This window comes from uncultured Streptomyces sp. (assembly GCF_947488945.1).
Classification (GTDB): domain Bacteria; phylum Actinomycetota; class Actinomycetes; order Streptomycetales; family Streptomycetaceae; genus Streptomyces.
The window spans coordinates 114469-138458 of record NZ_CANLBS010000021.1; the positions used below are offsets into that span (position 1 = coordinate 114469).

Annotated in this window: 23 protein-coding genes; 12 read left to right on the forward strand and 11 right to left on the reverse strand. The window is 70.6% G+C overall.

Annotated elements, in window-relative coordinates:
* The first annotated feature begins 68 nt into the window (after positions 1-68).
* The 10 genes from Q0994_RS27605 to pstB all read left to right on the forward strand — a co-directional run bounded on the left by Q0994_RS27605 (position 69) and on the right by pstB (position 11090).
* Positions 69-482: a GntR family transcriptional regulator gene (locus Q0994_RS27605; RefSeq protein ID WP_299539606.1), complete on the forward strand. Its 414-nt coding sequence runs from the start codon at positions 69-71 to the stop codon at positions 480-482.
* Complete coding sequence (locus Q0994_RS27610; protein ID WP_299539608.1) at positions 479-1432, forward strand: ABC transporter ATP-binding protein; 954 nt, start codon at positions 479-481, stop codon at positions 1430-1432. The genes Q0994_RS27605 and Q0994_RS27610 overlap by 4 nt, the downstream gene beginning before the upstream one ends.
* Positions 1429-2466 (forward strand): hypothetical protein, encoded by a 1038-nt coding sequence (locus Q0994_RS27615; protein WP_299539610.1) that lies wholly within the window; start codon positions 1429-1431, stop codon positions 2464-2466. The genes Q0994_RS27610 and Q0994_RS27615 overlap by 4 nt, the downstream gene beginning before the upstream one ends.
* Before the next feature lie 306 nt (positions 2467-2772).
* Entirely contained in the window at positions 2773-5019 is a 2247-nt protein-coding gene (locus Q0994_RS27620) for an RNA degradosome polyphosphate kinase (protein WP_299539613.1), read from the forward strand.
* Complete coding sequence (locus Q0994_RS27625) at positions 5006-6007, forward strand: CHAD domain-containing protein (RefSeq protein WP_299539615.1); 1002 nt, start codon at positions 5006-5008, stop codon at positions 6005-6007. Before Q0994_RS27620 ends, Q0994_RS27625 begins: the two co-directional genes overlap by 14 nt.
* On the forward strand, positions 6004-6420 hold the full coding sequence (locus Q0994_RS27630; protein WP_299539617.1) for an NUDIX hydrolase: 417 nt from the start codon (positions 6004-6006) through the stop codon (positions 6418-6420). The genes Q0994_RS27625 and Q0994_RS27630 overlap by 4 nt, the downstream gene beginning before the upstream one ends.
* A gap of 484 nt (positions 6421-6904) precedes the next feature.
* Complete coding sequence (gene pstS, locus Q0994_RS27635) at positions 6905-8041, forward strand: phosphate ABC transporter substrate-binding protein PstS (protein WP_299539619.1); 1137 nt, start codon at positions 6905-6907, stop codon at positions 8039-8041.
* 158 nt (positions 8042-8199) lie between these two features.
* A complete protein-coding gene (gene pstC, locus Q0994_RS27640; RefSeq protein ID WP_299539622.1) occupies positions 8200-9192 on the forward strand; it encodes a phosphate ABC transporter permease subunit PstC in 993 nt (330 codons plus the stop codon).
* A complete protein-coding gene (gene pstA, locus Q0994_RS27645) occupies positions 9189-10274 on the forward strand; it encodes a phosphate ABC transporter permease PstA (protein ID WP_299539625.1) in 1086 nt (361 codons plus the stop codon). The genes pstC and pstA overlap by 4 nt, the downstream gene beginning before the upstream one ends.
* Positions 10275-10313: 39 nt before the next feature.
* Positions 10314-11090: a phosphate ABC transporter ATP-binding protein PstB gene (gene pstB, locus Q0994_RS27650; protein WP_299539627.1), complete on the forward strand. Its 777-nt coding sequence runs from the start codon at positions 10314-10316 to the stop codon at positions 11088-11090.
* A gap of 209 nt (positions 11091-11299) precedes the next feature.
* Here the strand turns inward: pstB and Q0994_RS27655 are convergent, their stop codons facing one another.
* Together Q0994_RS27655 and Q0994_RS27660 are read right to left on the reverse strand one after the other, a co-directional pair.
* On the reverse strand, positions 11300-12298 hold the full coding sequence (locus Q0994_RS27655) for an inorganic phosphate transporter (protein ID WP_299539630.1): 999 nt from the start codon (positions 12296-12298) through the stop codon (positions 11300-11302).
* Between the two features lie 5 nt (positions 12299-12303).
* Positions 12304-12924, reverse strand: a complete 621-nt coding sequence (locus tag Q0994_RS27660) for a DUF47 domain-containing protein (RefSeq protein ID WP_299539633.1) — start codon at positions 12922-12924, stop codon at positions 12304-12306.
* 205 nt (positions 12925-13129) lie between these two features.
* Between Q0994_RS27660 and Q0994_RS27665 the strand changes: the two genes are divergently transcribed.
* Positions 13130-13501, forward strand: a complete 372-nt coding sequence (locus Q0994_RS27665) for a metal-sensitive transcriptional regulator (RefSeq protein WP_299539635.1) — start codon at positions 13130-13132, stop codon at positions 13499-13501.
* 212 nt (positions 13502-13713) lie between these two features.
* On the opposite strand, the gene Q0994_RS27670 is transcribed toward Q0994_RS27665, so the two are convergent.
* Both Q0994_RS27670 and Q0994_RS27675 read right to left on the reverse strand, forming a co-directional pair.
* Positions 13714-13959, reverse strand: coding sequence for a hypothetical protein (locus Q0994_RS27670; RefSeq protein WP_299539638.1), 246 nt, complete (start codon positions 13957-13959; stop codon positions 13714-13716).
* 187 nt (positions 13960-14146) lie between these two features.
* Positions 14147-15013, reverse strand: coding sequence for a hypothetical protein (locus Q0994_RS27675; RefSeq protein ID WP_299539640.1), 867 nt, complete (start codon positions 15011-15013; stop codon positions 14147-14149).
* A 173-nt stretch (positions 15014-15186) separates the two neighbouring features.
* On the opposite strand from Q0994_RS27675, the gene Q0994_RS27680 reads away from it, so the two are divergent.
* Positions 15187-15411 carry a hypothetical protein gene (locus Q0994_RS27680; RefSeq protein ID WP_299539708.1) on the forward strand — a complete coding sequence of 75 codons (225 nt, stop codon included), beginning with the start codon at positions 15187-15189 and terminating at the stop codon, positions 15409-15411.
* A 226-nt stretch (positions 15412-15637) separates the two neighbouring features.
* Here the strand turns inward: Q0994_RS27680 and Q0994_RS27685 are convergent, their stop codons facing one another.
* From Q0994_RS27685 to Q0994_RS27715, 7 genes are all read right to left on the reverse strand, one after another.
* Positions 15638-16375, reverse strand: a complete 738-nt coding sequence (locus Q0994_RS27685; protein ID WP_299539643.1) for a phosphatase PAP2 family protein — start codon at positions 16373-16375, stop codon at positions 15638-15640.
* 310 nt (positions 16376-16685) lie between these two features.
* Complete coding sequence (locus Q0994_RS27690; RefSeq protein ID WP_299539645.1) at positions 16686-17690, reverse strand: bifunctional lytic transglycosylase/C40 family peptidase; 1005 nt, start codon at positions 17688-17690, stop codon at positions 16686-16688.
* A gap of 101 nt (positions 17691-17791) precedes the next feature.
* Complete coding sequence (locus tag Q0994_RS27695) at positions 17792-18340, reverse strand: hypothetical protein (RefSeq protein WP_299539647.1); 549 nt, start codon at positions 18338-18340, stop codon at positions 17792-17794.
* Entirely contained in the window at positions 18337-20772 is a 2436-nt protein-coding gene (locus Q0994_RS27700) for an alpha/beta hydrolase (RefSeq protein WP_299539706.1), read from the reverse strand. The genes Q0994_RS27695 and Q0994_RS27700 overlap by 4 nt, the downstream gene beginning before the upstream one ends.
* A gap of 308 nt (positions 20773-21080) precedes the next feature.
* Positions 21081-21536, reverse strand: a complete 456-nt coding sequence (locus Q0994_RS27705) for a hypothetical protein (protein ID WP_299539649.1) — start codon at positions 21534-21536, stop codon at positions 21081-21083.
* A gap of 98 nt (positions 21537-21634) precedes the next feature.
* Positions 21635-23404: an alpha/beta hydrolase gene (locus Q0994_RS27710; protein WP_299539652.1), complete on the reverse strand. Its 1770-nt coding sequence runs from the start codon at positions 23402-23404 to the stop codon at positions 21635-21637.
* Entirely contained in the window at positions 23401-23814 is a 414-nt protein-coding gene (locus Q0994_RS27715) for a hypothetical protein (RefSeq protein ID WP_299539654.1), read from the reverse strand. Before Q0994_RS27715 ends, Q0994_RS27710 begins: the two co-directional genes overlap by 4 nt.
* Between the last annotated feature and the right edge of the window lie 176 nt (positions 23815-23990).

The window sequence follows — 23990 nt, forward strand, 5'->3', positions numbered from 1 at the left end:
ATTGCACTTGACGTGCGGTCAGAAAAGCACCACCCTTTCACTACTCAATTAGTGAAAGGGTGGTGCTGATGACGGACGCAAGGGCTGACGCCTTCGAGTTCCGCATCGACCGGCGCAGCGGCGTCGCCACCTACCTCCAGATCGTCCAGCAGGCCAAACAGGCGCTGCGGCTGGGCGTCCTGGAGCCGGGAGACCGCCTGCCCACGGCCCGCGAGGTGGTGGAGGTGACCGCGATCAATCCGAACACCGTGCTGAAGGCGTACCGCGAACTGGAGCGCGAGGGGCTGGTGGAGGCCCGGCGCGGCCTCGGCACCTTCGTACGCCGGACGCTCGGGGCCGCCGGGGCGGGGGAAGGGCCGTTGCGCGCCGAACTCGCCGACTGGGCGCGCCGGGCACGGGCGGCCGGGCTGGAGAGGGACGACATCGGCGCGCTCTTCTCCGCCGTACTGGACAGCACCTTCGAGGGGGACGCACACGAATGACCCGGACCGCGATCGAGGCGCACGACCTCGGCACCACCTACCGCCGCCGGAAGGACCACTGGGCCCTGCGGCACTGCTCGTTCCGGCTGCCCGCCGGCCGCGTATGCGCGCTGGTCGGGCCCAACGGCGCCGGCAAATCGACTCTGCTGAGCCTGGCCGCGGGCCTGCTGCGCCCGGCGGAGGGATCGCTGCGCGTGCTCGGATCGCCTCCCGCCGAGGCGCGCACCCGCATCGCCTACGTGGCCCAGGAGAAGCCGCTGTACCAGCAGTTGACGGTCGAGGACACGCTGCGGGCCGGACGGGCGCTCAACCCCGGCACCTGGGACCGGGCGATCGCCGAACGCGTCGTCGGCGACCTGCCGCGCGGCGAGCGCGTCCGCTCGCTCTCCGGCGGCTCCCGGACCCGCCTCGCCCTGGCGCTCGCCCTCGGCAAACGGGCCGAACTGCTGCTGCTGGACGAGCCGATGGCCGACCTCGACCCACTGGTCCGGCACCGGCTGATGGGTGTGCTGATGGCCGAGGCCGCCGAACACGGCACCACCATCGTGCTCTCCTCGCACATCCTGACCGAACTGGAGGGGGTCTGCGACTTCCTGCTCCTGGTGGACGGCGGCCGGATCCGCCTGGGCGGCGACGTGGACGAGATACTCGCCGCGCACACCCTGCTCGACGGGCGCGACGCCGGGCAGGACGACCGTCGCGACGGCGGCCGGCCGGGTGACCGCCCCGGCAGCCCTCTGGCCCCGCACACCGTCGTCGAATCCCGCGCGACGGGCCGCCGGCTCACCGCACTGGTCAGAACGGAGGGGCCCGTGGACCCCGCCCGCTGGGAGGCCACCCGGCCCTCCCTTGAGGAACTGCTCCTTGCCCACCTGCGCGCCCCCGAGGCGCCTTCGCTGCTCACCCCGGCCGCGACCGCGGGAGCCCGCGAGGCGGTGACCGCGTCATGACCGTCCTGACCCCGGCCGACGCCCCCGCCACGGTCCGGCGGACGGACGCCCGCCCCGGCACCGTGCTCGACGCCGCCCGCGTCGTCGCCCGCCAGCACCGCACCATGGGGTGGCTGCTCGGCGCCCTGACCGTGCTGGCCGTGGGCGCGCTCATCGTCGTCCGTCTGCGGGCGGACGGCATCGCCGCCGACTTCGCGACCACCGGTTGCAGCGTCGACAACACGACCCGGGCCTGCGGCGGAGCCGTGCGCTCGTACTTCGACAGCGAATGGTTCGCCTCGCGCCTCCAGACCTACCTGGGCCTGCTCCTCATGGCGCTGCCCGCCGTCTTCGGCGCGTTCATGGCGGGGCCCGCCGTCGGACGCGAGCTGGAGAGCGGCACGTACAAGCTCGCCTGGAGCCAGGCCGTGTCACCGGCCCGCTGGCTGGCGGCCAAGCTCGCCGTCCCGGCCGCCGCCGCCGTCACCGCCACCCTCGTGCTGACCGCCGCCAGTGCGTGGTACCGGCCCGAGAACCAGGCGGACCGGCCCTACGTGCTCGCCTGGTACGGCCCCACCCTGTACGGCTCGCTGGGCACGGTCCCGTTCGCGCTCGCCCTGTTCGGCCTGGCGGTCGGCACCCTCGCCGGCGTGCTGCTCCGCCGGACCGTCGCCGCCATGGCCGCGACCGTGGTCACGGTGGGGGCCGTCGTGGCCGGCCAGGTGAGGTTCCGGTCGCACCTGTGGCCCACCGAGGTGTATGAGTCCGCCCTGAACACCAGCAATCCCGCCGGCTTCCCCACCGAAAGCTGGATCACCTGGAGCGGCTACGTCACGGCGGACGGTACCCGGATCACCGACCCCTGCGGCGGCCTCGGAGAAAAGACGGACATCGAAACCTGCATGGACTTGTCCGACGTCACCGGCTTCTTCTACCTCCACCACCCCGAGTCGCACTTCTGGCCCCTGCAACTCGTCGAGTCCGGCATCCTGCTCGCCGCCGCACTGGTCGCCGTCGCGGTGGCCTTCCGGCTGCTGAGGCGCCTGCACGGCTGACGCACCCACCCGTCCGGTCACCCCGAGCGACCGGACGGGGCGGCACCGGTCCGGACCCGGGACGGGGGCTCCGGGCCGGTCGTCGTGGGCGGACGGGGGCCTCCGCTGCCGCCCGCCCGCGTCCACACCGCTTCCTGCATGTCATGTCACCGTTACCAGCCATTCAGACTGGCTTGCGACCCTCACGGAATGCAGCCAGCTGTACCCGCCCCCCGCAACGGGAAGCCTCAGCGCCCTCCCGGATCATCCGTGATCTTTCCTGGCTCCGACGCGCCCATACGGCCGTTCAGCGGGAAGAATGGGTCCATGAGCCAGCAGCCCAGCTCCGAGGTCCCGGTCCAGCCCACGCAGCCGTCCATCGGCTCACTCGCCGCGCACCGCCCCCACGCCGTCGCGCCCTCGCCCTCCGTCGGCTTCGCCTCCGGCTCCGACCTGGCCCCCGACCTGGACACGGACGCCGACGCGTACGAGCCCGACAGCGACGGCGACACCCTGCCCCACGGGCGGTTCCTCGACCGGGAACGCAGTTGGCTCGCCTTCAACGAACGGGTGCTCGAACTCGCCGAGGACCCGGCCACCCCCCTCCTCGAACGGGCTAATTTCCTCGCCATCTTCGCGTCGAACCTGGACGAGTTCTTCATGGTCCGGGTGGCCGGTCTCAAGCGCCGCATCGCGACCGGCGTCGCCACCCGCTCCGCCTCCGGCCTCCAGCCGCGCGAGGTCCTCGACCAGATCTGGACCCGCTCCCGCGAGCTCATGGCCCGGCACGCCGCCTGCTTCCAGCAGGACGTGTCGCCCGCCCTGTCCGACGAGGGCATCCAGCTGATCCGCTGGCCCGACCTGACGGAGAAGGAGCAGGCGCGCCTGTTCACCTTCTTCCGGCAGCGCGTCTTCCCCGTCCTCACCCCGCTCGCCGTGGACCCCGCGCACCCGTTCCCGTACATCTCCGGGCTGTCGCTCAACCTGGCGGTCGTCGTGCGGAACCCGGTCAGCGGCCACCGCCACTTCGCGCGGGTCAAGGTGCCGCCGCTGCTGACGCGCTTCCTGGAGGCGTCCCCGCAGCGGTACGTGCCGATAGAGGACATCATCGCCGCGCACCTGGAGGAGCTGTTCCCGGGCATGGAGGTGCTGGCGCACCACATGTTCCGCGTCACCAGGAACGAGGACCTGGAGGTCGAGGAGGACGACGCGGAGAACCTGCTCCAGGCCCTGGAGAAGGAACTGATGCGGCGCCGCTTCGGGCCGCCGGTCCGGCTGGAGGTCGAGGAGTCCATCGACCCCTACGTCCTCGACCTGCTGGTGCGCGAACTGAAGGTGTCGGACGCCGAGGTCTACCCGCTGCCCGGACCGCTCGACCTGACCGGGCTCTTCGGCATCGCCTCGCTGGACCGGCAGGAGCTGAAGTACCCCAAGTTCATCGCCGGCACCCACCGCGACCTCGCCGAGGTCGAGTCCGCCTCCGCGCCCGACATCTTCGCCGCGCTGCGCGAGCGGGACGTCCTGCTGCACCACCCCTACGACTCGTTCTCCACCTCGGTGCAGGCGTTCCTGGAGCAGGCCGCGGGCGACCCCGACGTGCTCGCCATCAAGCAGACGCTCTACCGCACCTCCGGCGACTCCCCCATAGTCGACGCCCTGATCGACGCCGCCGAGTCCGGCAAGCAGGTCCTCGTCCTCGTGGAGATCAAGGCGCGCTTCGACGAGCAGGCCAACATCAAGTGGGCGCGCAAGCTCGAAGAGGCCGGCTGCCACGTCGTCTACGGCCTCGTCGGCCTCAAGACGCACTGCAAGCTGTCGCTGGTGGTCCGGCAGGAGGGCGACACGCTGCGCCGCTACTCCCACGTCGGCACCGGCAACTACCACCCGAAGACCGCCCGGCTCTACGAGGACCTCGGCCTGCTCACCGCCGACCCGCAGGTCGGCGCCGACCTCTCCGACCTCTTCAACCGCCTCTCCGGATACTCGCGGCGCGAGACCTACCGCCGCCTGCTGGTCGCGCCGAAGTCGCTCCGCGACGGGCTGGTCGCCCGGATCAACAAGGAGGTCGCCCACCACCGCGCCGGGCGCCCCGCGTACGTCCGGATCAAGGTCAACTCGCTGGTCGACGAGGCGATCATCGACGCCTGCTACCGCGCCTCCCAGGCGGGCGTGCCGGTGGACATCTGGGTGCGCGGCATCTGCGCGATACGCCCCGGCGTACCCGGCCTCTCGGAGAACGTCCGGGTGCGCTCGATACTCGGCCGGTTCCTCGAACACTCGCGGGTCTTCTCCTTCGGCAACGGCGGCGAGCCCGAAGTCTGGTTCGGCAGTGCGGACATGATGCACCGCAACCTCGACCGCCGCATCGAGGCGCTGGTCCGGGTCACCGACCCGGCCCACCGGGCCGCGCTCAGCAGGCTCCTGGAGACCGGCATGGCCGACACCACGTCGTCCTGGCACCTCGGGCCCGACGGCGAATGGACCCGGCACTGCACGGACGCGGACGGCCAGCCCCTGCGGCACGTCCAGGAAATGCTCATCGACGCACGGAGGCGGCGGCGTGCGACGCCCTGACCAGCAATCCCTCAGGACGCCCGCGGAACTCTCCGCCGAGGCCGTCCTCGCGCCCTATCTCCGGGCCCAGGCCGGTGACTTCCTGCGCAGCCTGCGCCTGCACCGCGAGCACAGCGCGCCCACCGACCCCGGAGCCCACGGCGCCGAGGAGGCGACCCGGGCGCTACGGCGCTCCGCCCGCCGTATCAGCGCCACGCTGCACACCTTCAAGGGGCTGGTCGAGCCGGGCTGGGCCGACCAGTTGCGGGCCGAGCTGGCGTGGCTCTCCGGCACCCTGGCGCGGGAGCACGCCTGCTCGACGCGGCTGACCCGGCTGCTGGAGGCGCTCCACCAGCTCTCCGGCCCCGCACTCCCGGCCGCCCGCGCCTCCTCCGCAGGGGCCGCGGCCGGGGACGGCAAGGACCGGGCGGCGCTCAGCGTCGGGGCGGCACGCGCCGGAGCGCTCCTGGAGCGCCAGCTCACCCTGGCCCGCACCCGCGCGCACTCCGCGGCGCTCCAGGCGCTCGGCTCCTCCCGCTTCCACGCCGTGGCCGACGCGGTCGCCCTGCTGGCATCGGAGGTCCCGCTGGCCGCCGCGGACCAGGAATCGGGGGTGGACGCGCTGCTGGGGCCCGCCGAGCGGGCCGAACAGCGGCTGATCGGTGCGGTGGCGGCACTGCCGGCCGACGAGTCCTCCGAGCCGTACAACGAGGCGCACGACGCGCTGTGGCACCAGACCCGGTTGCTGCTGCGGCTGCACCGGTACGCCCACGAGGTGGTCCGGGGGGCGCCCGACCCGGTCCTGGTCGCGCCGGTGCACGCCCTGGACCTGCACCGGGACGCCGCCGAGGCCGCCACCGCCGCCGCTTCGGCGGCCCGTACGCCCCGGATCGCTCCGGCGACCGCGTACGCGCTCGGCGTGCTGCACGCGGACCAGCGCCACGAGGTGGAGGCCGCCCGCGGACTCTTCCGGGAGAGCTGGCCGTTCGCGGCGGTGAGGGCGTCGTGAGCCACACGGGGACGGTGCGGGCCGCCGGCTGCGTGCTCTGGCGGCGCGCGGCGGACGACGGGGCCCTGGAGGTCTGCCTGGTCCACCGGCCCCGCTACGACGACTGGTCGCTGCCCAAGGGCAAGCTGAAGCGGGACGAGGACGCCCTGGACGCCGCCGTGCGCGAGGTGCTGGAGGAGACCGGCCACCACTGCGTACCGGGCGCCCCGCTGCCGACCCTGCGGTACGAGGCCCACGGGCGGCCGAAGGAGGTCCGGTACTGGGAGGCCGAGGCGACGGGCGGTTCGTTCACGCCCAACGACGAGGTCGACCGCATCCTCTGGCTGCCCCCCGCCGAGGCCCGCACCCGGCTGACCCGCCCCGACGACCGGATCCCGCTCGACGCCCTGCCGGTGTCGGTCCTCAAGGGCTGACCGGCGGCGGTCACGGTCCCGGGACCTGACCGGTCCTGGCCCCTTCGGTCCGCCCCGCAGCGCACGACCGGCGCGGGCGCAAGAGCGCGCGCCGGGTGCGCTCCGGCGCACGCGCCACGGTTAAGGCCGTCCGTACGCCGTCGGTCCGGCGCGGCGCCCGGACGCGCCGGTGCCATCAACCCCGGCCGCACCCCTCCCCACCTGCGCATCCGCCTTCCTCCGGCCTCCCTGGCCATCCCAGGACCCCCCGGCTGGCCCCGGTCCCGGCCGCCCCGCCCGTCCGGCTCCGCAGCGCACCCGGAGACGGCGGCCCCGCACCGTCCGACACGGTTCACCTTCCGTTCACTCTCCCCCGTAGGCCGCTTCACCTGATCTGCCTAATTTCGGACGTACAAGGTGCGAGGCGAAGCCGACGCACCACTCCTCATCGCACGCCGTCGTAGAACATGCAGACCACGGCGGCTCCTGGAAGGAACACCCGAAAGTGAAGCTTCAGCGCAAGAACCGGCTTCGTGCCACCGCGCTCGGTGCCCTCGCCGTCTCCGGCGCCCTGGTCCTCACGGCGTGCGGTTCGGACGACAACAACAGCGGTTCGACCGGTGGCGCCGGCGAGACGAAGGCCGCGGCTTCGGACATCGCCTGTGACGGCGCCGAGGGCCAGCTGCTCGCCTCCGGCTCCAGCGCGCAGAAGAACGCCATGGACCTCTGGGTCAAGAACTACATGGCCGCCTGCTCCGGCGCCCAGGTCAACTACAAGTCGTCGTCGTCCGGCGAAGGCATCATCGCCTTCAACCAGGGCACCGTCGGCTTCGCCGGTTCCGACTCGGCGCTCAAGCCCGAAGAGGTCACCGAGTCCAAGAAGATCTGCAAGACCGGCCAGGGCATCAACCTGCCGATGGTCGGCGGCCCGATCGCGGTCGGCTTCCACCTGGAAGGCGTCGAGAAGCTGACGCTGGACGCCCCGACCCTCGCCAAGATCTTCGACACGAAGATCAAGAAGTGGAACGACCCGGCGATCGCCGCCCTCAACGACGGCGTCGACCTCCCGGACAAGGCCATCCAGCCCTTCCACCGCTCCGAGGACTCCGGCACCACGCAGAACCTCGGCAAGTACCTCGCCGCCGCCGCCCCGAGCGACTGGAAGTACGAGGCCGAGAAGAAGTGGCCGGCCCCCGGTGGCCAGGCCGCGTCCGGCTCCTCCGGCGTCGCCGCCCAGGTGAAGCAGGTCGACGGCTCGATCGGCTACTTCGAGCTCTCCTACGCCAAGTCGCAGAGCATCACCACCGTCGACGTCAACACCGGTGGCGCCGCCCCGGTCGCGGCCACCTCGGAGAACGCCTCCAAGGCCATCGCCGCCGCCAAGATCAAGGGCACCGGCAAGGACCTCGCCCTGGACCTCGACTACACCACCAAGGCCGACGGCGCCTACCCGCTGGTCCTCGTGACGTACGAGGTCGTCTGCGACACCGGCAACAACCCCGAGACTCTCGGCGCCGTGAAGTCCTTCCTGACCTACACCTCCTCGGAGGAGGGCCAGAGCATCCTCACCGAGGCCGGCTACGCCCCGATCCCCGCCGAGATCAACAGCAAGGTCCGCGAGACGGTCGCCGCCCTCTCGTAACCACCCCCTCCGCCCCGGCGGAGACCCGCGGGGCCCCGGCCCCGCGGAACGCGACACCCGGCGGGCCGGCCCGGCACCACTGCGGACCGGCCCGCCCCTCCCATCCGGTGCACCGCCGCCAGGGGAGCTCCCGCTCCCCCACACAGACCGGAAAGACCATGGCTTCCACCACACCGATAGACATCCCCCCGGCTCCGCCGGCCGAACGAAGGCGCCCGACGTCCACCGGGCGCGTCGGCGACAAGGTCTTCCTGGGCCTCTCCCGGGGCTCGGGCATCCTGCTGCTCGTGATCATGGCGGCCATCGCCGTCTTCCTGAGCTACCGCGCGGTCATCGCCCTCTCGAAGAACGAGGGCAACTTCCTCACCACCTTCGACTGGAACCCCGCCGGCAACCCGCCGGTCTTCGGGATCGCGGTCCTCCTCTTCGGCACCGTCGTCAGCTCGATCATCGCGATGGTCATCGCGGTTCCGATCGCCGTCGGCATCGCCCTGTTCATCTCGCACTACGCCCCGCGCAAGATCGCCGCGCCCCTCGCATACGTGATCGACCTGCTCGCCGCGGTGCCCAGCATCGTCTACGGCATCTGGGGCGCCCTGGTCCTGGTGCCGTACCTGGAGGGCCTGAACCTCTGGCTCGACCAGTTCTTCGGCTGGACGTACCTCTTCGAGAAGACCGAGGTCGGCGTCGCCCGCTCGCTCTTCACCGTCGGCATCCTGCTCGCGATCATGATCCTGCCGATCGTGACCAGCGTCAGCCGCGAGGTCTTCCTCCAGGTCCCGAAGATGAACGAGGAAGCCGCGCTCGCCCTGGGCGCCACCCGCTGGGAGGTCATCCGCCTCTCGGTGCTGCCGTTCGGCCGCTCCGGCATCATCTCCGCCTCGATGCTGGGCCTCGGCCGCGCGCTCGGCGAGACGATGGCCGTCGCCACGGTCCTCTCGCCCAGCTTCCTCATCTCGCTGCACGTGCTCAACCCCGGCGGCGGGACCTTCGCACAGAACATCGCGGCCAAGTTCGACGAGGCCAACGAACTCGGACGGGACGCCCTGATCGCCTCGGGCCTCGTCCTGTTCGTCCTCACCCTGCTGGTCAACGGCGCGGCCCGGCTCATCATCGCCCGCCGCAAGGAGTACTCGGGGGCCAACGCATGAGCCACGCATCCACCGGAGTCCAGGACCGCCCGGCCCCCGTGCCGCCGTCCCGGAACAAGGGCGGTCTCAGCAGCCGCACCCTCCCCCGCTGGTCCCCGATCGGCTTCGCCGTCCTCGCCGTGGCCCTCGGCTGCGGCCTCGGCGCGGCCGCCGGCTGGCACAGCCACATCCAGTGGGGCATCGTCTCCGCGCTGCTCTTCCTGGCCCTCTCCTACGTCGCCACCTCGATCGTGGAGAACAAGCGCCAGGCCAAGGACCGCCTCGCCACCAGTGTGGTCTGGGTCTGCTTCCTGGTCGCCGTCGTCCCGCTCGCCTCGCTGCTGTGGACCACGATCAAGAACGGCTCCGAGCGCCTCGACGGCTACTTCCTCACCCACTCCATGGCCGGCGTCCTCGGCAGCGAGGCCAGCGGCGGCGTCTACCACGCGCTGATCGGCACCCTGGAGCAGGTCGGCATCGCCACGGTGATCTCCGCACCGCTCGGCCTGCTGACCGCCGTCTACCTGGTGGAGTACGGCAAGGGCGCGCTCGCCAAGGCCGTCACCTTCTTCGTCGACGTGATGACGGGCATCCCGTCCATCGTGGCCGGCCTCTTCATCCTGTCGGTCATGCTGATCATGGACTGGGACGGCTCCGGCTTCATGGGCGCGCTGGCCCTGACCATCCTGATGATCCCCGTGGTGGTCCGCTCCACCGAGGAGATGCTCAAGCTCGTCCCCAACGAGCTCCGCGAGGCCTCCCTCGCCCTCGGCATCCCCAAGTGGCGCACCATCCTGAAGGTGGTCCTGCCGACCGCGATCGGCGGCATCGCCACCGGCGTCATGCTCGCGATCGCCCGCATCGCCGGCGAGACCGCGCCGATCATCCTGCTGGTCTTCGGCAGCCAGCTCATCAACGCCAACCCGTTCGAAGGCGCCCAGTCCTCACTGCCGTTCTACATCTACGAGCAGTACCGGATCGGCGAGGCCGCGTCCTACGACCGCGCCTGGGCCGCAGCCCTGGTGCTGATCGCCTTCGTCATGATCCTGAACCTGGTGGCCCGCGGCATCGCCCGCTGGAAGGCCCCCAAGACCGGTCGCTGACGCGGCCATCGGCGACCTCCGAAAGAAGCAGTGATTCACATGGCCAAGCGCATCGACATCAGCGGACTGACCGCCTACTACGGGTCCCACAAGGCCATCGAGGACATCTCGATGACCGTGGAGCCCCGCTCCGTGACCGCCTTCATCGGCCCCTCCGGCTGCGGCAAGTCCACCTTCCTGCGCACCCTGAACCGGATGCACGAGGTCACCCCCGGCGGCCGCGTCGAGGGCAAGGTGCTGCTGGACGACGAGAACCTCTACGGCTCCCAGGTGGACCCGGTCGCCGTGCGCCGCACGGTCGGCATGGTCTTCCAGCGGCCGAACCCCTTCCCCACCATGTCGATCTTCGACAACGTGGCGGCCGGCCTGCGGCTCGCCGGGAAGACCCGCAAGAGCGAGCTGAACGACGTCGTCGAGCGGTCGCTCAAGGGCGCCAACCTCTGGAACGAGGTCAAGGACCGCCTGAACAAGCCGGGCTCCGGCCTCTCCGGCGGCCAGCAGCAGCGCCTGTGCATCGCCCGCGCCATCGCGGTCGAGCCGGACGTGCTGCTGATGGACGAGCCGTGCTCCGCGCTCGACCCGATCTCCACCCTCGCCATCGAGGACCTGATCGGTGAGCTGAAGGAGCGCTTCACCATCGTCATCGTGACCCACAACATGCAGCAGGCGGCCCGTGTCTCGGACCGCACGGCGTTCTTCAACCTCTCCGCGGTCGGCAAGCCCGGCCGGCTCATCGAGATGGACGAGACGGAGCGGATCTTCTCCAACCCGTCGGTCCAGGCCACCGAGGACTACATCTCCGGCCGCTTCGGATAAGCCTCCCGGCGGACCGGCCCCGTGCCGGTCCGCCCCAGGAACGGCCTCGCGGTGCTGCATGGCGGTGCCACCGCAAGGCGAAAGGGTCCGCCCCCGCTCTCCGGGAGGAGAGCGGGGGCGGACCCATGTGCGGGGACGGGCGGCGCGTTCTTCAGGTGGCGGCCCGTCCTGACGGGCGGCGCGTTCTTCAGGTGGCGGCCCGTTCCGCCTCAGCCGAAGAGCAGGTACACCAGGCCGTAGCTGCCGGCCGCGACCAGCGCGGCCGCCGGCATGGTGATGAACCAGCCCAGGATGATGTTCTTGGCGACGCCCCAGCGCACGGCGTTGACCCGCTTGGTGGCGCCGACGCCCATGATCGCCGAGGTGATGACGTGGGTGGTGGAGATCGGCGCGTGGAAGAGGAACGCGGAGCCGAACATGATCGACGCACCGGTGGTCTCGGCCGCGAACCCCTGCGGCGGATCCAGCTCGATGATCTTCCGGCCGAGCGTGCGCATGATGCGCCAGCCGCCCGCGTAGGTGCCGAGCGACAGCATCATCGCGCAGGCGATCTTCACCCAGACCGGGATCGCGTCGTTCGGACCCTCGACGCCGGCGATGACCAGGGCCATCACCACGATGCCCATCGTCTTCTGCGCGTCCTGGAGACCGTGGCCGAGGGCCATGCCGGCCGCCGAGACGGTCTGCGCGATGCGGAAACCGCGCTTGGCCTTGTGCGGGTTGGCGTTGCGGAACATCCACATGATGGCGACCATCACCAGGTAACCGCCGACCAGGCCGATGACCGGGGAGAGGAACATCGGGATGACGATCTTCTCCAGGACGCCGTCCCAGTGGACCATCGTCCCGCCGGCCAGGGCCGCGCCGACCATGCCGCCGAAGAGGGCGTGCGAGGACGACGACGGAAGGCCGTAGTACCAGGTGACCAGGTTCCAGATGATCGCTCCGACCAGCGCCGCGAAGAGGATGCCCATCCCCTTGTGGCCCTCGGGCGTGGCGATGAGGCCTTCACTGACGGTCTTGGCGACCCCCTGGCCCAGGAAGGCGCCGGCGAGGTTCATCACCGCGGCCATCGCCAGGGCGGCCCGCGGGGTCAGCGCCCTGGTCGAGACCGAGGTGGCGATGGCGTTCGCGGAGTCGTGGAAGCCGTTGGTATACGTGAAGCCGAGCGCGACACCGATGGTCACGATCAGCGCGAAGGTGTCCACGAGGTTCAGGACTCCTTGACCGCGATGGTCTCCACGGTGTTGGCGACGTGCTCGAACGCGTCGGCCGCCTCTTCCAGCACGTCCACGATCTGCTTCAGCTTCAGCACCTCCATGGCGTCGTACTTGCCGTTGAAGAGCTGGGCGAGCAGCTTGCGGTGGATCTGGTCGGCCTGGTTCTCCAGACGGTTGACCTCGATCCAGTACTCCGTGAGGTTGTCCATCGTGCGCAGACCGGGCATGGCCTCGGCGGTCAGCTCGGCCGCCCGCGCCAGGACCTCGATCTGCTGTTCGACGCCCTTGGGAAGCTCCTCCACCTGGTACAGGACGACCAGGTCGACGGCCTCCTCCATGAAGTCCATGATGTCGTCGAGGCAGGACGCCAGGTTGTAGATGTCCTCGCGGTCGAACGGCGTGATGAAGGAGGAGTTGAGCTGGTGGAAGATCGCGTGGGTCGCGTCGTCACCCGCGTGTTCCGCCGCCCGCATACGCTCCGCGATCTCGAGACGGGAGGCAGAATCCGCTCCGAGCAGTTCCATCAGGAGTTTCGAGCCCGTGACGATGTTGTCCGCTGAGGCGGAGAACATGTCGTAGAAGCTCGTCTCCCTGGGGGTCAGACGAAAGCGCACGTGGGGTCCTCGGGGTGCTTTGGATTCGGTCAGGCTGATGCTAGGCGCATCATCCGGCCACGGCTAACCGGCATTCTTCAGTGTCGCCCATCGAACACGGTGATCAGCACGGCCCCCCGGTCACGTTTCGGCTCGATTCGTTACGCTATACCCACGGGGGGTATACACCCGGCAGCGTACGAGGAAAGACGACCGCGGAGGACCCATGACCAGCACCGAGGCCGCCGGAACAGCGGAATCCGAGCGACCGGAGACCGCGCCCGCGACCCGTGCCGTCACCGATCACGACCGCGGCGTGCACGGCTACCACCACCAGAAAACCGAACACCTGAAACGGCTCCGCCGGATCGAGGGCCAGGTCCGCGGCCTGCAACGGATGGTCGACGAGGACGTCTACTGCATCGACATACTCACCCAGGTCTCGGCCTCCACGAAGGCGCTGCAGTCCTTCGCGCTCCAACTGCTGGAGGAGCACCTGCGCCACTGCGTCGCGGACGCCGCGGTGAAGGGCGGGGCCGAGATCGACGCCAAGGTCGAAGAGGCCACCAAGGCCATCGCCCGCCTGCTGCGCACCTGACCCGGCCGGGCGCTGCGGGCGCACGGCATCCGTGGATCGCACCCGAAGACCGGGCCCGAGAACCGGCCTCGGCCGCCGCCGGTCCACAATGTCGGAATCATCACATTGTTCCGTGATCTTTTCCGTGAACGTGTGCGGGGTCGTTTCCGTAGTCCGTTCCGGGATGCCCGCCGGTGCGACGGTTCCGACGAGCCGCACCGGCCCGACCCCGGTCAGCCGCGCGGGTCCGCTTGGCGCGGGATCGTGGTGCGCCGCCCGGAACGGGTCGGGACGGCCGGAGCCTGTCCGGCGTGCGGGCGGTGGACCCGGACGTCGAGCACCTCGTCGATGCGATCCACGCTGAGCCGCTCGTCGCCGCTGGCCGAAGCCGCGATCATCAGCTCCCCGCAGAGTTCGATCTCGGCCAGAGCCACCCCGTCATGAGCGCCCGGAGCGCTGAGCGTCACCACCTGCGTCACCTCTCTCTGCCGTCGCCGGCCTCTGGCGCACAGGCCCCAAGCGTAGGGAGCGTCCCGCCCGAGGCGCATGACACGGACGGACCATTTCGGCCCCTCCCAACCGGGCTCCCCCACCCCGCCCGACGACCCCCTCTACGGCCCCGCCCATCGATCGCGCCCGGTGCGCCGTGCCGGGAGCCGTCACCGCTCAGCCCTGCTGGATCTCGCCGGTGTAGATGTCCGCGTCGTCGGGCAGCTCGACCTCGACCGGCATCCCGAACCCGTACAGCAGGAGCGTCGACACCACGGTGACCTGCGGGCCCTGCGCCGAGAAGCGGAACCGGTGGCGCACCTTGCGCAGCCGTCCCTCCTCGTCGAGGTAGGCGTCGAAGGGCACCGCGTCCGTGCTGAACCCTTTCGCCGCGGCCGTCAGCGCGTCCCGCGACAGCGGGGAGGCCGCCGCAGCGGCCCGGCCGATGTCCGCGGTGCCCCGGTAGTGGCGCACCTTCACCCCGGCCAGCTCCGTGGCGCCCACCTCACGCACACCGCTGGCGCCGCGCAGGAGTTCGGCCGCCGCCGTCGGGTCGGTGACCCCTCCGGTCACGAGGTTGCCGTCGGCGAGGCCCGCGGTCTCCACCTTGACCCACTTGCCGTCGGGCACCCCGGCACCGCGGTTCATCATGTACAGCGCGCCCGGTGCCAGCAGCTCGGTGATCGGCCGGTGCTTTTCCGTCCCGGCGGGGTCCTTGGGCAGCACGACCTTCACCGAGCCGGTCTGCCGACGGAAGTCGTACGTGCCCTGCCCCCGGATGGTGACCCGCGTCCCGCCGGACGACGTCTCCATGGACGTCCGGGTCTCCGCGCCACCGGCCTCGGCCAGCACGTCGGCCGCCCGCCCCAGGACCGCCGCGGGCTGCTCGGCCACCGGCCCGTCGGCCGAGGCGTTCGCCATGTCGCCCCCCGGGGCCGAGCACCCGGCCGCCACCGCCACCACGCCCGCCGCCGCCAGGGCCGCCAGAGCCCGCACGCCGTTCTTCCCGTGTCTGTGCTGCTGCCCGTGCTGCCGCACCGCCATCGCCCGCCATCCCCCGACGACCTGTCGCCGGACCGAACCTCACCGCTGCCACCCGCTCCGCTTAACGACGGCCCCGGCCCCCCGTCACGCCGCCCCACCCGCACGATGGTGTTCGTCCGCCCTTCACCCAGTACGCCTGACGCCCGTCGGGCCACCGCCGGTACCGTGGGCAGGTGCACCAGGAAGCCTCCGCCCCCGCCTCCGGCGCCCCCGTCTCCCCCGCACCGACCGCCGTCCCGGCCCCGCCCGGCGCAAGCGGCCCGCCGGACCACCTCACGACGACGATCGAAAAGGGCTCGTTCTGCCTCGCCCGGTGCAGTTGCGGCTGGTCGGGCCCCGCCCGCCGGTCCCGCGACAAGGCCCGCACGGACGCCGAGGAGCACCGCACCCGGCGGTGACGGGCCGGCGTGACGGCGTACGTACCGGGGCTCGCGGTGCCACGGGCTGCCGGCCTCCTCGGCGGCGGCACGGGACATCACCCCTCCGCGGCGCCATGACACGGGCCGCCGCCCGCTTCCGGGGCGCCGGGGCGCCCGCTTCCGTGGCCGGACGCGCGGGAGCGGGCCGCGCCGTGTGCGCGACCCGCTCCCGTCCTGCGTCCCGTCCCGCGTGCCGGCTCCGGCCTCAGGCCGCCAGGTCCTTCTCGCCGATCCCGCCCGCGCCGCCGCTGCCCGGCCGCGGCTCGGGGATGCCCCGCGGGTCGCCGTGACCCCCGGCGGCCACCGGAGCCTGCGCCCGTCGTGACCGTACGAGCACGCCCGCCCGGCCGGACCGGGCGACGGCCGCGACCAGCGGGGTCAGCAGCGCCATGGCGAGCGGGGCGAGCAGCAGCGCCACGGCCGTACCGAGGGCGAGACCGCCGATGACGTCGGTCGGGTAGTGCACACCCATGTAGACGCGGCAGAAACCCTCCACGAAGGCCAGCGCGAGCGCGGCGAACCCGAACCTCCGGTGCGCGACGAAGACGCCGACCGCCAGCGCCATGGCCATGGTCGCGTGGTCGCTGACGAAAGAGAAGTCGGTCTTCCCCGCGACCAGCACGTCGAGACCCTCGTGGTCGACGAACGGACGGGGGCGTTCCACGAACCCGCGGATGGGGATGTTCACCAGCAGGGCGATGCCCGCGGCCAGCGGCGCCCAGACCATCGCGGCGACCGCGCCGACCGAGTCCTCCAGCGAGCCCCGCCGGCGGACGCTCCACCAGCACCACAGGACCACCAGGACCATCGCGCACATGATCCCGTACTCACCGACGAACTCCATGACCCGGTCGAACCAGGTGGGGGCGGCCTTCGCGAGGCCGTTGATGTCGTAGAGCAGGCTGACGTCGGGGTTCGACCCTTCGAGTGCGAGTCCAGCCATCTGCCGCGGCCCCTTGCCTTGTCTGCTGCCGCGGCGCGCGTCCGTGCGCGCCGCACTTGGTCGTACCCCCGTGGTTCGGTGCGATCCCTGTACCGCGTGACAGCGGCGCCCGCATCAGCGCGCGCACCACCGTCGTCCGGGCACCGACGCATGGTCAGTGCGCGTTCTGCCCCAGTCCAGGGAACGGCCTGACGCTCCCGCCGGTTCCGTACTCCACCGAATGATCACCAGGACGTTATCGAAGAGTGACTCATCGTCGCAGCTCAGGGCCTGGGGCTCACGCAGAGTTCCGGCCATCGCCGACGCCCCGTCAGGCTTCCGGAAGGTCGGTCGGCAGCGCCGCCGCCCCGTCCTTGGTGACCCGGGTCGCGCCGAAGTAGTCGGGCGTGTCGATCTTGTCGAACCTGATCACGGCCCCCGTGTACGGAGCGTTGATCATGTACCCGCCCCCAACATAGAGCCCGACGTGGTGGATGGCCCGTGAATTGCTGAGATCGTCCGAGAAGAACACCAGGTCGCCCGGGAGCAGTTGGTCGCGCGAGGGGTGCGGACCTGCGTTGTACTGGTCGTTGGCGACGCGGGGCAGCTCGATGTCCACCGTGCGGTAGGCGGCCTGCGTCAGCCCCGAGCAGTCGAACCGTCCGCCCTGGTCAGCGGTGCCGTTGCCGCCCCACAGATAGGGCGTGCCGAGCTTCTCCTGCGCGAAGTAGATCGCCCCGGCCGCCTGCTGCGAGGGCTGGACGCGGCCTACCGGAGCGGCGAAGCTCTTCTCCAGCGACCGGATGATCTTGACGTAGTTCTGCGTCTCCGAGATGGCCGGAACTCCACCCGCCCGGATCACCCGGTACGCCCCGGCGTTGTACGCGGCCAGCATGTTGTTCGTCGGATCGCCCGGCACGTCCTTCACGTACCCGGCCAGCTCGCAGTCGTACGAGGCGGCCGAGGGAATCGCGTCCGCCGGGTCCCAGACGTCCCGGTCGCCGTCCTTGTCCCCGTCGATGCCGTGGGTGGCCCAGGTGCCCGGGATGAACTGCGCGATCCCCTGCGCCGCCGCGTGACTCTGCGCCCGCGGGTTCCAGCCGCTCTCCTGGTAGAGCTGCGCCGCGAGGAGCGCCGGATTGATCGCGGGGCAGAGGGCGCCCCACTTCTGCACCAACGGCTGGTACCGGGCCGGTACCGCCCCCTTCGCCAAGCCCACCGACCCGCCCGCACCACCGACGCCCGCGGCGGCGGAGTACGTGCCGACGACGAGCAGCCCGACGAAGCACAGGCACAGCCCGATTCCACCGCCGACGAACCACCAGTATTTCCGCACCCCCCAACCATCCCCCACGCGGGGCAGGTTCATGGGTGGTTTCGAGGGTGTGTACGAAGCGTTCGAGGCATCGGGGGCTCACACCGGCCACTGAATCTCCGTCAGGACGCTCCCGCCGACCAGTGGTCGGAGCGGACGTTGGGCCGAGGCAGCGGGTACACGCCCTCGTACGCGGGCCCGTTCGGCTTCGAGGCGGACCCGGACACCTCCGACTCCCGGACACACGGAGTGTCCGCCTCCAGGAACGCCTGCCCGTGACCGCGGAAACTCACGCTGACGCCGAAGCCGCCGGACTGCGCGTACACCGCCGGGAACTCCTCGTCCCGGTTGTGCGCCTTGATCGTGTAGTCGGCGTCCCGCCAGTACCTCTCCACCTGGGCCAGGAATTCCGACCGCCGCTCGGCCGACACGATCGTCATCACGGTGCGCCGCCGCGTCACGTCGCAACTACCGGTGGTGGTCGGCCCGTGCGCCCACTGCACCTCGGGATCGATCGCCCTCAGCACGTCGTCGAGCATCGCGTCGGACCGCTCGGCCGCCTCCTGCATGTCCATCGCCGATTCCTTCCCCGGCTGCGCCCCGTCCGCGCAGCCGGCCAGTGCCAGACCGAACGCCAACGCCACGGCCACCGTACGGAGCGTTCGCCTCATCGCTGTTCCTCAATCCTGAGATGGCTGGAGTTCCCCGACACGATCAGGGCAATGCTGTCGGCCGACACCGCGTCGCGCACCGGGTCGAAGTACTGCGAGTGCGCCTCACCGCTGAGTCCGTTCCCGCTGATCACCGGCGGACCGGGATCGACCGGGAACCGCCGCGCGCCGAACGCCTTGCTCGCCGGATCCTTCCCGAACCAGAGGTCGTCGTCGCCCGGATCGGCCAGATCACCGGCCAGATAGGCGCCCGCCGGCCCGAGGATCAGACCGGCCGACCCGACCGCCACCTGCGTCTTCGACGGCAGCTTCGTCACCGGGTCGTTGGCCGCCGAGCCCACGAACACGTGCCCGGCGCCCACCCCGAGATCCACCGCGTGGTCCGCCCCGACACCCGGACTGCCGACGAGGATGATGTCGTCGACCCCCGGAATCCCGCCCAGCCGCTGCGCCGCCGCCCCCACGGTCCGGGAGCCGTAGGAGTGCCCGATCGCCGTGAAGTGCGGGTCCTTGACCTTACTGGTGGCGGTGAGCCCGCTCCAGAAGTCGTTGTACGCGGCGCCGCCCTTCTCCGCCCTGGCGGTCCCCATGATGGCGAAGTAACCGGCCACCCCGCCGTCGCCGGGGAGCTGCGGGGCGTCGTACCCCAGCCAGACGATGGAGGCGCTGGAACTGTCGTACCCCTGCGCGCCGATCGCGGTGTCCCTGGCCCGCTTCAGGTCGTTCTTCGCGAACTCCTCGTCCAGGGACGTGTTCAGCCCCGGCACGTACGCCGACACGTTCCGCGAGAGATCGGGGTTCCCGTACGAGACGATCGCCCGGCCGTTGCCCTCGTCCCCGATGCCGAGCAGGAACATCGGCGGCTGCGACCCCTGCTTGAGCTGCCGGTCGATCTCCTTCAGGCCGGCCAGCATCGTCTGCGACTTCTTGTCCTTCCGGCCCTCCAGCCTGGCGATCAGATCCTGGAGGTTCTGCCGGTTCGCCCGGTCCCGCACGTCGGCGGGTATCCCGTCGAGGTTGCCGATCCGGTCCGGCAGCAGTTCGAGATACCGGTCGCGGTCGCCCTGGCTGAGCCCGTCCCACCACCCCTTGCGCCCGGCCGCGCTGCCGTTCACCGGGATCCGGTCGGCGAGGTACTGACGCTCCTGCGCCCGCACCTCCGCCCCGACCCGGGTGCCCGAGCCCGGCAGGCCCATGTCCCCGACACCGACACCGCCGGAGGCGTCGACCCACTCCCCCACGGCCCCCGCCCAGTCCCCCCCGGTCCACTTGGCGCCAGCGCCACGGGTGTCCTTCGACCACTGGTCGCCGAGGCCGGTGAGGCTCTCCACGGGGTTCAGAACCGTCTTCACCGCACCCTCGACGTCGCCCCAGAGCCCGTCGCCGACCAGGCCGTCGAAGAATCCGCCACGGCTCCCGCCCCCGGAACCGCCGGAGGGGCGCGCCACTTGGGCGTGCTGGGGGACGGTGTCGTCGTCTTCGGGGGCGCCGGTGGTGGTGCCGGTCGAGCTGGTGGTGCCGGTGGAGCCGGTGGTACTGGTGCCGGTGGAGCCGCCGGTGGTGCTGGTGCCGGTGGAGCCGCCGGTGGTACTGGTGCCGGTGGAGCCGCCGGTGGTACTGGTGCCGGTGGAGCCGCCGGTGGTGCTGGTACCACTGGTGGTGGTGCTACCGGTGGTGGTACCGCCGTCGGCCGATCCGCCGCTGGCCGTCCCGCCGTCGGCCGTCCCGCCGCTGGCCGATCCGCCGCTGGCCGATCCGCCGCCAACTGTCCCGCCGCTGACCGATCCGCCGCTGACCGATCCGCCGACGGTGCCGGCGTTCGGCTCCGTGCCGCCGCCCGCCACGGCGTCACCGCCCCGCGAGGAGCACCCACCGCCGGTCAGTTCGCAGATGGCGTTACGGATCTCGCCGGTGAGCTGGGTGCCCACTCCCGTGGCCGACATCGCGCCCACCAGGGCCACGACGACAAGGACCATCCCCAGGTACTCCAGGGCACTCTGTCCACGGTCCCGCGCCCGCGCCATCAGCCCGGCGATGTCGAACGGCTTCGATAAGTCGCGCTCGTCACACGCGAGGGCGAACCATCTACGCGCGTCGCTACGCAGGAGAAGAACAAGAACCGCGACCGGCATCACCAGGTGCGGAACGCCCGGCCCGCCCTCGCCAACGCTGAGGGCCGACACGGCTCCGAGCACGAGCCAGACGTGGACCGCGATGAGCCCCCACCGGATCCAGCGGCCCCCGGTACGTACGTACAGCGACAACGCCAGCCCGACGAACCCCGGCAGCGCCGCGTACAGCACCATCCCGAGCAGCCGCCCGTCCACCGCGTCCACGGAGGACGCGAGGGCGAGCACATTGACGACACCGACGATCGTCACGACGAACAACAGGCGGACGAGAACCAGTACGGCCTGCAGCGCCCTCGGCAGCGAGCGCGGCCCCAAAGGTTCCGCTACACCATCTGGTGCGCCGTCACCCAGGACTACGAGTTCTCGTATGCCAGACACGTGGGGTCCCCCAGCTGCTGAATGGGCGCGGTGGCAGGCCGCCACGACACTCAGACCACCACACCGGCCCCACCCCCGGCATGGGCCCCAGGACCCAATTGGAGACTCAAACTCGCCGCCCGCCTACGGAGTTGAGGCGGAACCGGGCATACACCTCAACTCCAGAGGACCCACCCCAGCCCTCCTCATCCCGCCCTCCCGGCTCCACCTCTCCTCACCTCTCGCCGCGCTCAGACCTTCGTGGCGGACCAGAAGTCGGAGTGAATGTTGGGCCGAGGAATGTTCTCCATGCCCTCGTAGGAGGGCGTATTGGGCTTACTAGCGGAATCAGCGACTTCGGAGTACTTGACGCAGGGGCTGTCGACCTGGAAGAAAACCTGCCCTTCGCCTCCGACGCGGAGCGTCACACGAAAACCCTCTTTCGTCTTTGCGTAAATCGCAGGGAATTCCGCACTGTCATTTACGGCATCAATTACGTAACCATCTTTACGCCACTGCCGATCAACGACTCCAAGAAGATTTCCGCGACGCTCCGACGAAACGATGGTCATCACCGTGCGCCTGCGCGTAACTTCACAGCTTCCCGTAGTAGTCGGCCCATGCGTCCACCGAATTACTGGACTAATTTCACGAATAACGGAGTCCAAAATCCCGTCCGCCTGCTCGGCTGCACTTTGCATGTCCATTTGGACCCTCGAACCTCCCACCACGGTTGTCGAATTGGTACAACCAGACGTAACACACAGGGCCATCAAAAGTGGAGATAGCAACCATGACCATCGCCTCACCGATACACCTCTCTTTGGATCTGATCCGACTTATTAGTGATGATGAAGGAAATATTCCCGACCGATACAGGATCCGCCTGCAGGTCAAAATAGTTCGAATGAGCCTTAAGGGAGGGGAACGTAGGCCCATCCCCTACCTGAAACCTCCGCGCACCAAAAGCCTGACTCGCGGGATCTTTGCCAAACCAAATATCGTCCCCAGCGGGGTCAACAATTGCTCCTGCCGGGGAGCCTTGAAGTAGCCCGGAAAGAGACGCAGCCTCGACGCCCGTCGGCATTTTCGTCACGATGTCATTTTCCGCCGCTCCGACGAACACGTGATCCCTCCCCACTCGCAAATCCTCGGCGCGATCGACCCCAACCCCAGGGCTCCCCACGAGCACGATGTCGTCAACCCCGGGGATTCCGTCCTCCTCCTGAGTGGCCGCGCCCACCGTTCGGGATCCGTACGAGTGCCCGATCGCGGTCAGGTGCGGGTCGTCATGCTCGTTCGTCGCGGCGATCCCCTCCATGAAGCCGTAGAAAGCCGTGCCTCCCTTCTCCGCTCGCCCGGTACCCGTGACGGCCAAGCTCGACCATCCGTCCACGAGTTGCGGAGCGTCGTACCCCAGCCATGCGATGGAAGCCGTGGACGGGTCGATGTCACGCGCGTTGATTGCCGTATCTCGGGCCCGCTTCAGATCGTCCCTGGCGAATCCCTCGTCCAACGCCGTGTTCAGGCCCGGCACGTACGCGGCGACGTTCTTCGACGCATCGGGGTTTCCGTACGAGACGATGGCCCGTCCGTTGCCCTGGTCACCGATTCCCAGGAGATACATCGGCGGGTCGCCCGGCTTGGGGACGGCGAGCAGTTGGCGTTCGATCTCCTGGAGCGCGGCGAGTTGGGTCCGGGACGTGTCGTCGTCGCGGCCTTCGAGTTTCCCGATGAGCAGCTGGAGATTGTCCCTGTTCGCGGTGTCACGGACGAGCGCGGGGATTCCGTCGAGGTTGCCGATCACATCGGGATAGACGGCGAGATACTCCTCGCGCCGTTCCTGGCTCAGTCCGTTCCACCAGCCCTTGCGCTCGGCCGGAGTACCGTCGAACGGGATGTTGTCGCGGAGGTAGGCGTCGGCCGCGATCCGTACCGCTGACGCGTCGGCGGCGGTATCCGTCCAGACACTGTCGGGGACCGCGAGCCCGGCTTCCGCCCTCAGGTCCCGCAGGATGCGGCCGAACTCCCAGTCGGTCTCCGCCGCCGTCCGCAGGGCGCGGGCGATCCGGTCCGCGATGTCCTGGGCCGCGGTCTGGTTCGGGTTGGCCGCCACCAGCCCATGCATCGGGGTGGTGATCCCGGGGTAGCCGTCGCCCCATGCGGTACCACCCCGCAGCGGCCGGCCGTCGGCCAGCGCCTCCCCGCCGGACGGGTAGGTCACCGACCCGTCCGCGTGCACCGTGAACTTCAGGGCCGCGGCTTCGTCCAGTGCGGACCGGACGGCGTGCTGCTGGGTACGTACCTCGTGCGCCAGGCTGTTCAGCAGCGACCGGACCAGGCCAGTCTCGGTGTACACGTACTGGAAGTTGCGGGCGAGCCGCTTCATGCGGGCCAGCGCCGCGTCCACCGCCTCTCCCCGCTGCGTCTCCTGCAGACCGCCCTTCATCTGTCCGACCAACCGGTCCCGCGCCGCGTCGGCCCTGTTGCTGATCCGCCCCCATCCGTCGGCCGCACCGTCGAGCTCCCCGCACTGCACCTTCAGCAAGCGGCCCCAGCTGAGCGGTGCGTTCATCGGCTGCCACCGGTGGTTTCGGCGCCACTGTCGATGCGGGCGAACGAGGAGCGGACCTGCTCGTTCGTTCCTCGCTGGGTACGCGCGACCTCCCGCAGATTGACGGCGAGCGCGGCGCACTCATCGGCGGCCGTCGCGATCCGCCGCTCCCAGGAGTCCCGCACTGCTGCCAGTTCGGTCAGCGCCACCAGCTCGCCCGCTCCGGCGAGCAGCCCCGCGTGCGCGGTCTCCAGTTCCGCACGGACGGGCCCCCACTGGGTACGCAGGCCGTCCGCACACACGGCTGCCCTCGACCAGGGCGCGTCACTGTGACGCAGGTCCGCTGCCCCCGGCCCCGTGCCGCCGTCACCCGGTGGCCCGGCGAGCTCTCGCAGCCCCTGCCGCCCCATCGGTTGTCCCACGACGCTCATTTCCACTCACCCCGTTCGTCGTTCGTGGAGCGGACTGTGCCCGATCGTCCGGGACCGGTGGGACGGGGTGGAAACGGCGGCCCGGGGCTCCTGGCCGTGCGGCAGCGGGGTGGCACGGACGACACGCCGTACGCGGTTTCACCCGAACGATGGGCGCGGTTGGACGTACCTCCCCC